Annotated in this window: 19 protein-coding genes; 12 read left to right on the top strand and 7 right to left on the bottom strand. The window is 42.7% G+C overall.

All coding sequences use genetic code 11. The annotated features are described in order from the left end of the window. The first annotated feature begins 60 nt into the window (after positions 1–60). Entirely contained in the window at positions 61–1536 is a 1476-nt protein-coding gene (locus J2Z37_RS20710) for a protein adenylyltransferase SelO (protein WP_209812226.1), read from the top strand. A 259-nt stretch (positions 1537–1795) separates the two neighbouring features. Here J2Z37_RS20710 and J2Z37_RS20705 read toward each other — a convergent pair whose 3' ends face one another. Together J2Z37_RS20705 and J2Z37_RS20700 are read right to left on the bottom strand one after the other, a co-directional pair. Beyond that, a complete protein-coding gene (locus J2Z37_RS20705; RefSeq protein ID WP_209812225.1) occupies positions 1796–2068 on the bottom strand; it encodes a hypothetical protein in 273 nt (90 codons plus the stop codon). A 115-nt stretch (positions 2069–2183) separates the two neighbouring features. Continuing rightward, positions 2184–3434 carry a TolB family protein gene (locus J2Z37_RS20700; RefSeq protein WP_209812224.1) on the bottom strand — a complete coding sequence of 417 codons (1251 nt, stop codon included), beginning with the start codon at positions 3432–3434 and terminating at the stop codon, positions 2184–2186. A 96-nt stretch (positions 3435–3530) separates the two neighbouring features. On the opposite strand from J2Z37_RS20700, the gene J2Z37_RS20695 reads away from it, so the two are divergent. Both J2Z37_RS20695 and splB read left to right on the top strand, forming a co-directional pair. Continuing rightward, positions 3531–3824, top strand: a complete 294-nt coding sequence (locus J2Z37_RS20695; RefSeq protein WP_209812223.1) for a transposase — start codon at positions 3531–3533, stop codon at positions 3822–3824. Between the two features lie 38 nt (positions 3825–3862). Then, positions 3863–4888: a spore photoproduct lyase gene (gene splB, locus J2Z37_RS20690; protein WP_209812222.1), complete on the top strand. Its 1026-nt coding sequence runs from the start codon at positions 3863–3865 to the stop codon at positions 4886–4888. A gap of 32 nt (positions 4889–4920) precedes the next feature. On the opposite strand, the gene J2Z37_RS20685 is transcribed toward splB, so the two are convergent. The 4 genes from J2Z37_RS20685 to thrC form a co-directional block, all read right to left on the bottom strand. Further along, complete coding sequence (locus J2Z37_RS20685; protein ID WP_209812221.1) at positions 4921–5823, bottom strand: dihydrodipicolinate synthase family protein; 903 nt, start codon at positions 5821–5823, stop codon at positions 4921–4923. A gap of 85 nt (positions 5824–5908) precedes the next feature. Then, the gene (locus tag J2Z37_RS20680) at positions 5909–6964 is read right to left on the bottom strand and encodes an ion channel (protein WP_209812220.1); all 1056 of its coding nucleotides are present in this window, start codon (positions 6962–6964) and stop codon (positions 5909–5911) included. A gap of 155 nt (positions 6965–7119) precedes the next feature. Beyond that, complete coding sequence (locus J2Z37_RS20675; protein ID WP_209812219.1) at positions 7120–7530, bottom strand: ABC-ATPase domain-containing protein; 411 nt, start codon at positions 7528–7530, stop codon at positions 7120–7122. Between the two features lie 161 nt (positions 7531–7691). After that, complete coding sequence (gene thrC / locus J2Z37_RS20670; protein ID WP_209812218.1) at positions 7692–9080, bottom strand: threonine synthase; 1389 nt, start codon at positions 9078–9080, stop codon at positions 7692–7694. Positions 9081–9295: 215 nt separating this feature from the next. On the opposite strand from thrC, the gene J2Z37_RS20665 reads away from it, so the two are divergent. From J2Z37_RS20665 to J2Z37_RS25625, 4 genes are all read left to right on the top strand, one after another. Continuing rightward, positions 9296–9511 (top strand): ADP-ribosylglycohydrolase family protein, encoded by a 216-nt coding sequence (locus J2Z37_RS20665; protein WP_245204043.1) that lies wholly within the window; start codon positions 9296–9298, stop codon positions 9509–9511. A 258-nt stretch (positions 9512–9769) separates the two neighbouring features. After that, positions 9770–10096, top strand: a complete 327-nt coding sequence (locus J2Z37_RS20660; protein ID WP_209812217.1) for a nucleoside triphosphate pyrophosphohydrolase — start codon at positions 9770–9772, stop codon at positions 10094–10096. A 16-nt stretch (positions 10097–10112) separates the two neighbouring features. Further along, the gene (locus J2Z37_RS20655; RefSeq protein WP_209812216.1) at positions 10113–10427 is read left to right on the top strand and encodes a hypothetical protein; all 315 of its coding nucleotides are present in this window, start codon (positions 10113–10115) and stop codon (positions 10425–10427) included. Continuing rightward, complete coding sequence (locus J2Z37_RS25625; protein WP_209812279.1) at positions 10397–10567, top strand: topoisomerase DNA-binding C4 zinc finger domain-containing protein; 171 nt, start codon at positions 10397–10399, stop codon at positions 10565–10567. The genes J2Z37_RS20655 and J2Z37_RS25625 overlap by 31 nt, the downstream gene beginning before the upstream one ends. A 244-nt stretch (positions 10568–10811) precedes the next feature. Here the strand turns inward: J2Z37_RS25625 and J2Z37_RS20645 are convergent, their stop codons facing one another. Beyond that, positions 10812–11222 (bottom strand): MerR family transcriptional regulator, encoded by a 411-nt coding sequence (locus tag J2Z37_RS20645; protein WP_209812215.1) that lies wholly within the window; start codon positions 11220–11222, stop codon positions 10812–10814. A 240-nt stretch (positions 11223–11462) separates the two neighbouring features. Between J2Z37_RS20645 and J2Z37_RS20640 the strand changes: the two genes are divergently transcribed. The 5 genes from J2Z37_RS20640 to J2Z37_RS20620 all read left to right on the top strand — a co-directional run bounded on the left by J2Z37_RS20640 (position 11463) and on the right by J2Z37_RS20620 (position 15200). Then, positions 11463–12503, top strand: coding sequence for an NAD(P)-dependent alcohol dehydrogenase (locus J2Z37_RS20640; protein ID WP_209812214.1), 1041 nt, complete (start codon positions 11463–11465; stop codon positions 12501–12503). Between the two features lie 242 nt (positions 12504–12745). Further along, complete coding sequence (locus J2Z37_RS20635; protein ID WP_209812213.1) at positions 12746–13519, top strand: DUF817 domain-containing protein; 774 nt, start codon at positions 12746–12748, stop codon at positions 13517–13519. A 170-nt stretch (positions 13520–13689) separates the two neighbouring features. Beyond that, positions 13690–14139, top strand: a complete 450-nt coding sequence (locus J2Z37_RS20630; RefSeq protein WP_209812212.1) for a copper amine oxidase N-terminal domain-containing protein — start codon at positions 13690–13692, stop codon at positions 14137–14139. 146 nt (positions 14140–14285) lie between these two features. Next, entirely contained in the window at positions 14286–14729 is a 444-nt protein-coding gene (locus tag J2Z37_RS20625; protein ID WP_209812211.1) for a DUF2243 domain-containing protein, read from the top strand. 36 nt (positions 14730–14765) lie between these two features. Beyond that, positions 14766–15200, top strand: coding sequence for a hypothetical protein (locus J2Z37_RS20620; protein ID WP_209812210.1), 435 nt, complete (start codon positions 14766–14768; stop codon positions 15198–15200). Positions 15201–15304 lie beyond the last annotated feature (104 nt).

Here is a 15304-nt window from a genome sequence, read left to right as displayed (position 1 = left end):
AAAGAGGCATCTTCGTCCGAAAAGGGTATAATAATGGCAAAAAGGTGTAAAGGAGGTCCTATGACAAAAAATATGATTGAAGCCGGGTGGAATTTTGACAATAGTTATGCCCGCTTGCCGCAACCGTTATTTACGCTCCTTAAACCAACCCCTGTGCGTGAACCGCAGTTGGTTATTCTTAATCAAGCTTTAGCGACATCGTTAGGGCTAAATCCTAATGCGTTGAAATGTGAGGATGGCGTTGGCGTACTTGCTGGGAATCAAGTGCCGGAAGGGGCGATGCCGTTGGCTCAGGCTTATGCTGGGCATCAGTTTGGAAATTTTACGATGTTGGGGGACGGCCGCGCAGTTCTATTAGGGGAGCAGATTACACCCGAAGGAGAACGGGTTGATATTCAATTGAAGGGATCGGGACCGACTCCGTATTCACGTGGGGGAGATGGTCGGGCAGCATTGGGGCCCATGCTTCGGGAGTACATTATCAGTGAAGCCATGCATGCACTTGGAATCCCAACCACTCGTAGTCTTGCTGTCGTTGCTACTGGGGAACCGGTGATTCGTGAAGAGTTCCTGCCGGGTGCTATCCTTACTCGTGTGGCGGCCAGTCACATTCGTGTAGGGACCTTTCAATACGCTGCCAATTGGGAGTCTATAGAGGACCTAAGGACTTTGGCGGATTATACATTGGAGCGTCATTATCCTGAAATAGCTGAGGATGTACCTAATCGATTCCTTGCCCTGCTCGAGGGAGTGATCAAACGGCAGGCAGCTCTTATTGCCAAATGGCAACTAGTTGGTTTTATTCATGGAGTGATGAACACTGATAACATGGCGATCAGCGGGGAAACCATTGACTATGGACCGTGTGCTTTCATGGATACGTATGATTTGGCTACGGTCTTTAGTTCGATTGATCGGGGTGGTCGCTATGCCTATGGGAATCAACCGTCGATTGGGGCGTGGAACCTGACTCGTTTTGCGGAAACCCTTCTGCCTCTTCTTGATGAAAATCAGGAACAGGCTATTACCATAGCTCAGGATGCGTTGGCAAAATATGGTGAGCTATACCGGGAAAATTGGTTTTCCGGGATGCGAAAAAAGTTGGGGATTATGGGTGAAGAAGAGGAAGATGTATCACTTGTCGGTGATCTTTTGGATTTGATGCAGAAATATCAGGCAGACTATACGAATACCTTCCTCGCTTTAACGTTTGGACGAAAAGTGGAAAATTCGGTGTTAATGGAGACGCCGGAGTTTGCCGAATGGCGGGAACGCTGGCAGGCAAGGCTTGGCAGGCAGCAGGAGGGGGAAGCTAGTTCACAGCAGTTGATGCAGGAAAATAACCCTGCCGTTATTCCGCGGAATCACCGCGTAGAGGAAGCGCTGGAAGCTGCGGTAGAGCGGGAAGACTTCAGCGTGATGGAACGGTTGCTGGCTGTGCTTGCGAACCCCTTTGCCCACACACCGGAACAGGCGGAATACGCCATTTTGCCGCCGCCATCGCCGGTTCGTTATCGTACCTATTGCGGGACATAATGGAACAGTTTCGGAAACAGAAAATGGTCTTCAAAAGCGCGATGAAGACCATTTTCACAAATTCTGCAGGTAGAAACGGTCATCATGAGCCCGATGAAGACCATTTTCACAAATTCCGCAGGTAGAAACGGTCATCATGAGCCCGATGAAGACCATTTTCACAAAACCCAAAGGTTGAAATGGTCATCATGAGCCCAATGAAGAACATTTCCCCGAATTCCGCAGGTAGAAACGGTCATCATAAGCCCAAATATAGACTTTACACATCCGGTGTTTTGTCAGCAATATCTAATTCGTGAAGAATGGTACGGATCGTTTCGATGGAGCAACCCTTAGGGTCTTCAATGGTTACTAACAAGTTGATTTTGGTAGAAAAAGTAGGGATGCTTTCTCGAATCTCCGCATTCGTGGTGCCAAATTGTTTGCGGAAAAGGTGATTACGATAGGCCTTCCATCCCAACTCCACTAGATTTTCTTCATAGACCTCAAAATCTTTTTCCTCAATGGTGATCGATATTTCGGTAATTTTCATAGAATAGTACCCCCACAATATTTTCAATGTTTGCTAGATTATACCACAAAAAAGCCGAAACTTCTAAGGGTTTCGGCTTTTAAAGCGGGACTGATCTACCCACACTACACGATTTTTAGTCTGAAACGGGTAGGAATGCGGTAATATTTTTTCTATACAATGCAAAGACTTGGTCCCAATCCCAATGTTCGTAGTACCAGGCTCCAAGGTCCAGATTTTGAATCCAGATTTTCTGGTCCAGCCCGTTGGGACTGGCGATCCAGACATTGGCTTTTTCCCGATTGGTGCGAATCCAGAGCAAATGCCCTCCCGTAGATTCAGGACGAAAATCTCCTTCCTTTGCTGAAGGGGAGGTGATTTTCATAACGGTTTTGGTCCGTGTATCGAGCTTATAAAGGGATGGCATGGGTCTTTCACTGGCACTGAATCCTTTGCTTTCTTTGGAGCGGGAAACGACCACCATCTGGTCGGTCTGCCAATCGAAATCGCGATCCACATAGCCTGCGGGGGTAAACTCGGAAGCTGCATTTTGCTCAGGATTGAACACTTTAAATTTCTTATTTTCCGTGGCCAGTCGGCTAACCCCTTGGATATATCCTAATTGAGAAACAGTCGGCGCCCATTGGAACCAGTTTTCATAATTTAGCATTTGATCGATTTTCCGAAAAAGCTTGGCATCACTAGATATCACACTTAACGTATTGCTGTCTGCCGACAGAGAGGCGGTAGGGACTAGCTCAAAGGCGATCCACCTCCGATCAGGCGACCATTTGAATGCGCTTGTTCCATAAAAATAGTCGTTCGCTCCAACTTTTATCGTATAAAAAGGATGGCTTTTGTACCGATCTGTCTGTTGATTCCAGAGGAATTTTGATAACACGATGTCCGAATAGACGTTTTCACCGGCTTTGGATGAGGTTAAAAATCCTGTTCCATCAGGCAGCCAGGAAAAGTTGATTACCCCGGATGCAATTTTTTGGGCTTGCCCGGACGTTGCAGTTTGGAGTAAGTCCTGATCTGATTGAAAAGCAAGTACGTTTTGTTTTGGAGACCACGAAAAATTGGCGCTGGCATTGGGTGAAACTTTTGTATGCTTTTCAGAATCCAGATGATAGAGCCATAGTTCCCCCGCACGGGGGGCGAATTCAACGTCCTTCGGTACGCTGAGATAAGCGATCCATTGTCCATCTGGGGACCATTTTGGATAGGCTGCTCGTATTCCGTCAGTAAGCTTGATTTCGCCATTGCCCATTTTGATCCAAAGATCGTGGTTTCGGATAAAAGCGGCTTGCGGAAAACCGGTGGCAAGGGATATAGGTTGTAGGAGCAGAAGAAAAGCGATTAGTAGGGCCAACATTTTTTTCATTTGGAACACCACCTCCTGTTTTTAAATAGAGTTCCAATTTTTAGTGATTTAAAACCAGAGCTTATAGGTGAAGATGAGAGGAGGAGGTGACTGGACATGAAACTTTTTATTATCTTGGGAAGTATATTTGGGCCGCTCATCATGGTTTACTTGCAGAAAATTTGGCCGCGGATCGAACCGCTTTTTCATGTTTTAGCTTATATATCCGTATTAGTTTTTGGCAATATTGCGGCACTGGCGATCTATGGCATTATCCGAGACCAAACGGTTTTCATGACGGAGATTCATGGGATCTTTCTCAACCCATGGTTTTTGTTGACGGGTTCCTATCTCGGGGTTTATTTGATCTATAAAATTATTGGGTGGGCATTGGAGGAAACCAGGGCATAATAAATCCAACCAAAGATCGTCACCAAGGGGGAGTTTGCTTGCAACGGTTTGATCCGGATTATGTCTTTTTTGAACCAGGGGCTTTGGAATATCCATTAGGAAAAACATTGTATGAACAGTTTCAAAAGCAGGGCGTTCCGATTCAAATGACGACTTCTCATAATCAGGTGCGTGGAATCCCGGGGGAAACAGAAACAGAAAAATACCGTAACGCGAAAAGAACGCTGGTTGTTGGAGTACGTAAAACGCTGAAATTTGATACCTCAAAACCCTCGGCAGAGTATGCCATTCCTTTAACAACGGGTTGTGCCGGTCACTGTCATTATTGTTATCTGCAAACAACAATGAGTTCGAAACCGTACATTCGAATTTATGTGAATTTGGATGAGATCCTTGATCAGGCAGGGGCCTATATCATGGAAAGAGCACCGGAAATCACCCGCTTTGAGGCGGCTTGTACGGGGGATCCGGTTTCTGTTGAACATCTGACTGGTTCGCTGAGGAGATATATCGAGTATATGGCGACAAAGGAATATGGCCGTTTGCGCTTTGTCACGAAATTTGCCAATGTCGACACTCTCTTGGGGGTCCAACACAATGGACACACGCGTATTCGCTTCTCGATTAACAGCCGGTATGTGATCCGTCATTTTGAACCTGCAACCTCCACATTTGAGGAGAGGATTGAAGCAGCAGGAAAAATTGCTGAAGCGGGATATCCCTTGGGGTTTATTGTCGCGCCGATTATGAAATATGAGGGTTGGGAAGAAGAGTACCGGGAGCTCCTTCATCGACTGCATGAACGATTGAAAAACGTGGAGATTCAGGATCTAACCTTTGAATTGATTCAACACCGCTTTACCAAAGTGGCCAAAAACACCATTATGAAAAGATATCCGAAAACGAAATTAGACATGAATGAGGAAAATCGCAAATTGAAGTGGGGGAGATACGGGCGTTTTAAGTATGTTTACCCACCGGAAACGGTCGATGAGATGAAGCAATTGTTTGAAGAGACGATTCCGGGCTATTTTCCGCAGGCTGAGATTAGTTATTTTGTGTAGGTTGACGCATAAAAAAGAGGGCTTGAGACCCTCTAGCAAAACTCTTTAAATTCCTCTAAAAACTGATCAATCATCTCTACTTCTTTTTGATCCAGTGAATAATTGGGTTTGCGGCAGTAATTGCTTTCGATGATTCCGCGTTTTTGGAGGATGGTTTTCTCGGCTTTGACGATCAGTTCAACCCCCTGCATCCAATAGGATATGTAGGGAAGCAGACGGGAGAATAGGTTTTCAAATTTTTCGGTTTGAGCTGATGTGTAAAGTTGGTACAACTCCACATAAATCTCGCTAAAGGAACAACCGGGTTGGATCCCTGCCGCTTCTCTGCTCAACACGTCAGGCATTTGGATTCCTGCGTAACCAACCAGTGCTTGCAATCTCCCTTTGGATCCGGAAATGAGTTCGCTGATGTAACGTCCAGGTGGTTGGGTTTCCACTTTTACATATTGAATCTGTTCATACTTTTCCCGCAGACGGATGAACGTGTCTGGGGCAATCCGCACGCCGGTTTGTGCGGGTGCGTACTGAACAACAATCGGGATGTTGACAGCTGTGGCAACCGCAGCAATATGCTCGAAAATGGCCTCTTCGGAAGGTTGGAGAAAGTAGGGGGGAAGCAGCATCAATGAGTTGGCCCCCATGTCTTCCGCGTTCTTAGCCCGCTCGGACGCTATTTCCAAAGAATGATCAGTGATGGAAATCATACTGGCGATTTCGGGATGCTTTTCAGTTTCTGCCAAGAGGATCTGCATCATCCGCGATCTTTCGTCGTCTGTCAGCTTATAAAACTCTGTCGCCAAACCAAACAAGGTGATCCCCTGAATCCCCGTTTTGACTAAGTGCCGCACCATATTTTGAAAGCTGTCTTCATCGACCAACCCACTTTTCGTAAACGGAGCAGCGGCGATGGGGACAATGCCTTTGATAGAATACATCTATTCAACCCTCCCTGATTAAATCTCTCTATATACTTTACCATTATAGGTGAACTGTTGTAATTATTTTAAATATATTTAATCCTTAATGTGCCTTTTCCGAGCTAATCTCTGAAAAGGTTTCTTCCGTACATATCACATACAGTTGTGCATCATCAGGAATGGGTTGATCGAGTTTATGGTTGATATGGAGATCACCGCGGTCCGCTACAAGCGTAGCTCCTTTGTCAATAAGATCGGTAAAGGCATCGCGATAGGACTTCCAATGATTCTGTTTCGGAATTTGATACATTCCCTCGTCACATTGTCTGCTCATAAGTTCCGAATACATTCGCGTCACCCCATGGGAAAATATGGATCTGACTGCAGCGTGAGAAATCATTTCTTGTGTTGGGATAAATTCATCCACCTTCACATGCTTGAATAAGCGAATGTGTTTTTCATTGATCACTTCAACTGTAACGTGGATTGGGGTATTCATCTTTTTTTCAATCGAGGTAATGGCTGTAGCAATTAATAGGGTCTTGCCATCGATAAAGAGGGGATTGATGACTGCCTGATTTTCTTCTATGATTTGATCAGCAAAGATGATCACTCCCTTTGCCTTAGTCAAGTTGGCCTGAAGCAAGGTTTCTTCATCGGCTGCATCCCCTCGAACATAGAAAACACGCTCTTCCATGATGGGAATCTTCCCCAGATGATCAATGAGGATCACCTCCGTTTTTTCGTCTGATTTCAAGATCTCTTGGATTGCTAACTTAGACTTCTCACTCCATCCAATAAGAATAATATGATCCTTACCTTTGAATGTCATTTTGCCACCAACTTTAAGATTTTCGATTCGCTTTGCAGATCCTATCGATTTCTTTATAAAGACACTGATGAGCCCGATCCCTGTAATGTAAAGGCCAATTGTAAAAATCTTACCAGCGTTTGTAACAGGTGAATAGTCACCGAACCCCACTGTAGCGAGTGTCGTAAGTACCCAGTATAGGGCGTTTAAATAGGAATCAAAGTTTTGGGGTTCAAGAATTAAGGCAATATATGCAGCCATCCAAATATAAAAAATAACAAAGGGGATAAAAATTTTCCCTCTTAACTTGATCAAGTAGTGCAATAATTTTTTGAAAAAGGTGCTCATCCGTCTCCGCCCCATACGTCAAGTCATGAATTAGGTATATTTTTCCCAAATTCTTCAATAAGATGAATGATCCCTTTTGTTTTGAGCTTTGATCTTAATAAGAGGAAAAGTTCCACTTGATCTATAATAAATCGACAGCATCCAAAGCCTATCCACTAAGTAGACTTAATTGTTAATGTCCTCATCCGATGATGGCGGTCCTCGTCTACCTCCACAGCAGAGCGTGGCAAGATTTCTTGTCCTGGCTTGTCAATGTGAATTAGCCCGCTTTTTCCCGTCCCTTTGCGATTTCTTTCTAGCAGATGGATCCGCGAGGCGGCTTGTCTCGTAATAAAGTCTTCCAATGCGGTTCGGCGAGAGGTTGGATGGATCCAATCCGGTTTGATGTTAGCCTTGCGTAGGCTCATCACACAGCGAATCCTTGATGGACTCGCGAAAGGATCCCCTTGTACGTAATCGATATGAAGCAACCAGCCATTCCCTTGATGGGAGGTTCCTTGGAGATCTTTGTAAGCTTTATAGCTTTTTTTGTCTAGCTGGAGAAGTTTGTTTTTTAAGGTTTGCATGATGACTGTCACCTTTTCTATTAAGTTTACGAGCGTTGTCGAATCAAGTATTTCGGATTCGTGACAGAGATGATGAGCTATACCCCGATCCAGTCAGACAAGGAACGGATACTCGAAAAAAGAAGAAGCCCATCCCCTTAAGGATGAGCTTCTGTGCCATTTTATACAAAAAACTTCTTCAGCAATTCGACCACTTCATCCTGATCATTATCAACAACTTGCTGATATTGCGGCTTATCAAACAGCTGCTTGATCTGCTCTGGATAGGTCTGCTCGATGTTACAGCGTTCAATCGATTCATTAAATTTCGCCGGGTGGGCAGTGGAAAGGGTGATGCAAACTTCATCGGACCCATTGCACTGTTCAAAAGCAGCCACACCACAAGCGGTATGCGGATCTAACAGGTATTGATGCTGTTGGTAATAGGCGCTGATGGTTTGTAAGCATTCGGCACCCATAACTCCATGTGCAGCGAAGAGTTCCTGCGTTTTTGCCAGGTTTTCTTGGTTGATCGTAATCTGTCCTTCCTTCTTGAACTGGGCCATCAAGGAAGCGACAAGCTCTGCATTTTCATCTAGCAAGTAGTACAGGTAACGCTCGAAATTACTGGCGACTTGGATGTCCATCGAAGGGCTGTAGGTCATATGGAATTGGCCTGGTTTGTAGACGCCTTCTTTGATGAAACGCTCCAAAATGTTATTTTCGTTCGTAGCCAAGATCAACTTGTTTACAGGAAGTCCCATTCTTTTCGCTAGATACCCAGCAAATATGTCTCCAAAATTCCCGGTTGGAACGCTAAAGTTTACTTTTTGTTCATCCGCATTCTGCACCTTGAAGTAAGCATAGAAATAGTAAACGGTCTGCGCCAGGATACGGGCAAAATTGATCGAGTTGATCGCACGCAAATGGTATTGATTCTTAAATACGGTATCTGCGAACAAATCCTTGATCATGCCTTGGCAATCGTCAAAGGTACCTTTCACAGCCAAATTCATGACATTCTCATCGTGAACAGTGGTCATTTGCAGTTCCTGCACCTTGCTCACTTTTTGATGGGGGTGAAGGATACAAATGCGAATTCCTTCTTTTCCTCTGACCCCTTCGATCGCTGAAGCACCGGTATCACCGGAGGTTGCACCGAGGATGTTGATGATTTCGTTTTGCTTTTTGGATATATACGCATATAAATTCCCCAAGAACTGCAAGGCAACGTCCTTGAAGGCGAAAGTTGGTCCGTGGAAGAGTTCGAGAACATACAGCTTGTCCGTGATTTTTCGAACGGGAGTCACTTCCGGATCGCGGAAGGTCGCGTAGCTTTCTGCGATCAGCTGTTTTAGTTCATTCTTGGGAATTTCCTCTCCGATATAAAGGGAGAAGATCTCATATGCCAAGTCCTGGTAGGAAAGCTGGCTCCATTCCTTTAGCTTGGATGCGGAAACCTGAGGGATCTCACTCGGAATGAGCAGACCGCCGTCATCAGCTAGTCCCATAAGAACAGCGTCTAAAAATCCAATCTTTTCTACTTTTCCTCTAGTACTGATAAATTCCATGGTTCTCTCCTTATGCCAAAATGGGATGGCGATATAATCTTTTATCCCTTATTATAACGGATAATAGGAGATATTTAAAAGAAATGTTACAGATAGTTTGACGCATATAATGAAAAAATGACGTATATAGTCAAAAAATGACGCAAATTTAGAGCAAAACGATGCATAAATAGGAGGGATGGCAGTGCTTTTGAATAAGATAAAAGGGGCCCTGTTTGGGCTTGCAATCGGGGATGCGCTTGGAATTCGAAGAAGTTGTGCAGTTCGCGGCCAATCTTGGCGGGGATTCCGATACGATTGGAGCGATTGCGGGTGGCTTAGCGGGACTTGATGCAGGGTATGATGCTTTGCCTGAACGGTATCGAGAGATCATTTTAATAAAAGAGGAACTAACTAGTCTTTCTGAAGAGCTGTATCGGCTGAGGAAATAAATAAGCGGTGAAATTCCGCCTAATTCTCTGATAAATAGAAAATAGAGCAAAATAAGCGGAGGTTTTCCGCCTAATTTGAAAAAAGTTACGTAGAATGAATCGGTTTTAAGATTTAATCGGAAAAGCTCCGTCTATTTTTGCCTGATTTCTAGTTATTAAATAAATAGTCGGAAAAAATCCGCTTATCCCAAAAATGCCTGACAAATCTTGTCAGGTCTTTGATATACTAAACTTAAAAATGAAAGGAGAGCACCCACTATGCCCATTTACAATAAACTTGTTCGTGACCGGATTCCTGAAATCATTGAAAAATCGGGAAAGAAGTGCACCTTGCGATTGCTAGATCGAGAGGAATATACCACTGAATTACAAAAAAAATGCCGCGAAGAATTGGACGAGTACCTCCAGGCAGATACAGACGCGGAAGCCGTTGAGGAGCTGGCAGATCTACTTGAATTGATCCATGCCCTTGCAGAAGTTCACGGTTCGAGTGCGGAAGAAGTGGAGCAAATCCGCAAGGAAAAAGCGGAGCGGAGAGGCGGCTTTCAAGAAGGGTTATTTTTAATAGAAGTAAAAGATCTATAAAAGGAGGATGCTAGAGTTGGTTTATAAATCCGATTTGGCAAAACAAAGCCACGTCAAAGCCCTGCTGGAACTCCTCTCAGAATACCCCCAGATTCCTTATCATTCGATTGTTGTCTTTGATAATCGCTCGAAGCTGAAAATTGATGTAACATCGAAAGTCGTTTACACCTCCGAGCTGCTTTTCACCATTCAAATGATCTCTGAAACGAAGGTTTCGGATGACCAAGTGAAAGACATCTATCACATGATATTATCCAATAACCAAACGAATAGAAAGGCAAAAAAGCTCATGTTAAACAAATCAACCAGGACCTTCAACAGGAAACATTAAAGGTAGCCGAATTAATTTGTCCCCGTTGTGAAAGGGAATTGGTTCAGAGAAAAGGGAAGTATGGGACCTTTTTGGGCTGTTCCAATTATCCGAAGTGCCGTTATGTGGTGAAGGAGAAACAGGTGGAGAGGATTCGCTAAATTAAGGGAATCCCTTTTTCTGGGAATCAAACGGACAAGGCTATACCTTATAACATGTTAAGGGTCAAATGAATGGATAAATTTGACATACCCCATTTGAATTAAGGATAATATTTTTGTGATTAACACAATCATTCAAATCACAGGGGGGATATAAATGAAACAGCGTATTAACCATTACCAAGTTGCGCCCGGTGCAATTGATGCGGATCTTTTGGGACAGCCTTTTATTATATAAATCCTGTTAATTATTAATCACTATTTTATTATTTTTATGAATATCTTCCGTTCCAGCATCCAAAGCAGTCTTGTAATAGAAGCATTTATGATCGATAAGTTCCAATGTTTTTTTTAGTTCTTCCATCTGTGCCTCTACCATTGCTTTTCGTTCCACAAACATATCATATCTTTGTTGCAACGTGGAATCCCCTTCAGAGCACCAATCAATGAAATGCTTAATTTCCTTGATCGGCATCCCCGTCGCTTTTAGACATTCAATGATTTTTAAAGCGGAGATATCGGATTCCTTAAACACTCTTATTCCGCTGGCTGTTCGTTCTACAAAAGGCAGAAGCCCCTCCTTATCGTAGTATCGCAAGGTATAGACTGTAAGATTTAATTCATTCGCCGCTTCACTGATCGAATAGGTCTTCATCATTTGTCTCCAATCCTCATGCATATAGACTTCGAGTTAACTCTAGATTATACGAAAATTTTATCACGGTATTTGTAGGGTGTCAAAGTCACCTAATAGGGGAGTATGCCGGGGAAATTTCCAAAAGAAATATAAGTTACCCCCTTGACCTAGAGTTAACTATAAGGTTTAACATAGTTTTGTAAGAGAAGAAGAGAGCACATTCTCTTGAAACGTATAAATTATAGGAGGTTTTTATAGATGATAACTGCTAAAGCACGTGCTGTGGACGGTCCAGACAAACCGTTTCGAGCAACTGAAATTAAACGACGCGATCTTGATTTGCATGATGTGTTAATTGAAATTAAATATGCAGGAATATGCCATTCAGACATCCACACGGCACACGGAGAATGGGGTCCTGTGAACTATCCTCTTGTACCTGGACACGAAATTGCAGGGATTGTTACAGCGGTCGGAGCAGAGGTTTCAAAATACAAGGTGGGTGACCGGGTAGGGGTCGGATGTATGGTTGACTCCTGCGGCGAATGCGAGAATTGCCTTAAAGGGGAAGAACAATACTGTCTCAAAGGAAACATTCCTACCTATGCTGGTGTTGACAAATACGGTGAGCCTACTCAAGGTGGCTATTCTACTCACATTGTCGTAACGGAGGGCTTCGTCTTAAGAATTCCAGATAATATTGAGCTTGTTGACGCAGCACCATTACTTTGTGCAGGGATTACGACCTTTTCGCCACTAAACCATTGGGGAGCGGGTCCTGGAAAGAAAGTCGCTGTGATCGGGATGGGCGGTCTTGGCCATATGGCTGTCCAAATTGCACATGCCATGGGTGCTGAGGTCACTGTTCTGTCGCAATCATTAAAGAAAAAAGAGGATGGCTTGCAACTCGGCGCAGACCACTACTATGCCACAAGCGACCCCGAAACATTTGAGAAACTTGCCAGAACCTTTGATTTAATTATTAATACAGTAAGCGCCAAGATTAACTTGAATGCCTATTTAGGACTGCTCACTCTTGATGGCACCCTGGTAAATGTCGGTGCTCCTGCAGAACCGCTGTCACTAAACGTGTTCAATTTAATCGGCCATCGTCGTTCATTTGCTGGTTCCTTGATTGGAGGCATCCGCGAAACACAGGAAATGTTAGACTTCTGTGCAAAGCACAACATTGTTCCTAAAATTGAGGTCATTTCCGCTGACCAAATTGATGAAGCCTACGACCGAGTATTGGCTTCAGATGTGAAGTATCGATTCGTGATTGACATTAGCACAATGTAAATTAGCGTCATTTTGGACGATTTTATAGTATGCGACCAAGGTTGCAAGTTTAAGTGGTAGAGCATTTCCCTGTAATGGGAAATGCTTTTATTTTGTCGGAAATGAATAGGGTAATAATTATAAAGCAATAAAAACATAATAAAAATCAAATAAAATTTATTGTAAAACGATAAAATATGTGATAAATATTAATAAAGGGGAGTTACTCAGGGATTAACCATTCAAAAATGGAGGTACAAATCATGAGAGCATTAAAACAACTCGTTCGTTTTGGTTGGGAGCAGGCCCTATCCTGTTTGTTTCCTGTTGTTATTTTTGCCTCTTTGGCTTTGACACAATTCATGCCGCTTCCTTTCCTGGCACGTTATGATTGGCTGCTCATCATCTGTCTTCTAATGCAGTGGTGGATGGTGAGATCTGGGCTTGAAACACGGGATGAACTCAAGGTGATCACATTGTTCCACCTTATTGGACTTGCGCTTGAACTTTTTAAGGTACATATGGGCTCCTGGTCTTATCCAGAGGACGGATATTTCAAAATTTTCGGAGTTCCTTTGTATAGTGGATTCATGTACGCAAGTGTAGCGAGTTATCTTTGCCAAGCGTGGAGGAGGCTAAAGGTTCAACTGATTAAGTGGCCGCCGTTTTTGGTCGTTGTACCTCTTGCAGCTGCGATTTATTTAAATTTTTTCACCCACCATTATTGGATTGATATTCGTTGGTGGTTATCTGGACTTGTGCTCATTGTCTTTTGGCAATCATGGGTCGCATACGAGATTGGTGGAATTCGTTACCGTATGCCACTCGCCCTTTCTTTTGTGCTCATTGGATTTTTTATATGGATAGCTGAAAATATTGCAACGTTCTTTGGAGCTTGGAAATATCCAAATCAAACCGATGCATGGAGTCTTGTTCATTTAGGAAAGGTGAGTTCATGGCTTTTATTAGTGATTGTTAGCTTTCTCATCGTAGCAACGTTAAAGCAGGTTAAGGGGAAAGGGGAAAGATTCCACTAGGATAGATACTAGAAAAAAGCAAAGTCTATTTCAGGAGACTTAGTTGAAACCGCTACGGTATGGGAAGTGGAATGGTAGTGGCTATAAATTTTAAGTATTGAAAGAAAGGAAACTTACCAAGAAAATTGAATATATTTGGTAGTAAATGCCTTCCCCTAGGAGAGTGTTAGATGAAAAAATTCCTGTTTGGGTTTGTTACTGGAGCTCTTGTGTTTGGATCCATCGGTGCAATCGCGGCATCATCTGAAATGAAGTTGATTGTGAATGGGTATGAAGTCAAATCTGATGTGCCGCCACAAGTCATTAATGGAAGAACCGTTATCCCAGCAAGACCTTTAGCTGAAGCATTAGGAGCAAAAGTGGAGTGGGATGAACAAAACCGTGCTGTTGTAATCACAACTTCCTCCGGTAATCAACAGACGATTATTGATGACAATCCGAACCATGATGTCTATCATGATTTAAATGACGATGGGCCTACACATCACCAAGGGGATGATGATCCAAACCATGATTTAAATGATGATAACGGTGTGGGAGAGGATCATCATGGCGGTAAAGATGGGAACGATGATCATGGCGAACACCAAAATAGAGATCGTGATGGGGAAGATCGCTAGATAAAATGAAGATAAGATCATTTCGAGGTAATTCTCGGGATGATCTTTTCTTATTAGAGAACGTACAAATGAAAAAGTTAGTATAATCTTACCATTTTTGGGGAACTAATCTTGATATTATGAAGTCATTGTAGAGGGTGGATTATGTGAACAAAGAAAACAAAAATTTATTTATCTCTGGATTAATTCTAGGGTTGGGATTATTAGGAGCAATCGATGGAATTGTATTTCACCAGTTACTTCAATGGCACCATATGGTCCTCAGCCCTAATATAGAACTTGAGATCTTCACCGATGGATTATTTACTGCCTTATTTTCAGCATTGTTGATTTGGGGTGGAGTGAAAAACTTTCAGGATGCCAGGAAAAATGAACTGGGACATAGTTGGAAAATTTTCCTGGGGGGGTTATTTATAGGTGGTGGTTCATTCAATCTAGTGGAAGGAATTATTGATCACCACATATTGCAAGTCCATCGTGTAAAACCTTTAGCAGAAAACCCGTTGCTATATGACCTAACATTTTTGGCTATTGGTCTCTTGCTCGTGATTATCGGTTTTATGATCAAACGACTTGAAACGAATTTATAGGAAGGACTTTTTATTATGAAAAGGTTCCGAAGCTTTTTGATCTTTTTTATACCATTTTTACTCTTCTTTTTTTATTTTACGAATGAAAATGGTCACAGCCATTTTTCCGCTAATTCATCACATCCCGGGCATGATTATGTAGAAATTCCCAAAGGCTATGACGTTCCTTCTGTAAAAATATTTGTTACTCAAGACCAATCTGACACATGGCTTTTGGAAGTTCAGACAGAAAATTTTAAATTTAATCCTAAAAAAGTAGGGGATAAGGTTCCAAGTTATAATGAAGGTCATGCACATTTATACATAAATGGAGAGAAGTTTAATCGTTTATATGGAAAATATTATAATTTGGGTACTCTGAAACAAGGAAAAAACAAAATTAAAGTTACTCTAAATTCTAATAATCATGGGACTTTAATATATAACGAAAAAACGATTGAAGATAGTATGGTTGTGGATGTAGCTTATTAACGTGAAGGCTGCGAATGTCAATAAAAAAGTAGACCACGTGCTGAGAAAATAGTAGGCCACTAGTGATGGAAAAATAATAGACCATTTTTATAAAAACGCTGAAA

Source organism: Ammoniphilus resinae (genome assembly GCF_017873965.1).
Classification (GTDB): Bacteria; Bacillota; Bacilli; order Aneurinibacillales; family RAOX-1; genus Ammoniphilus_A; species Ammoniphilus_A resinae.
Note: the sequence above shows the minus strand (reverse complement) of the source record. Positions and strands in the feature narration are given on the sequence as shown.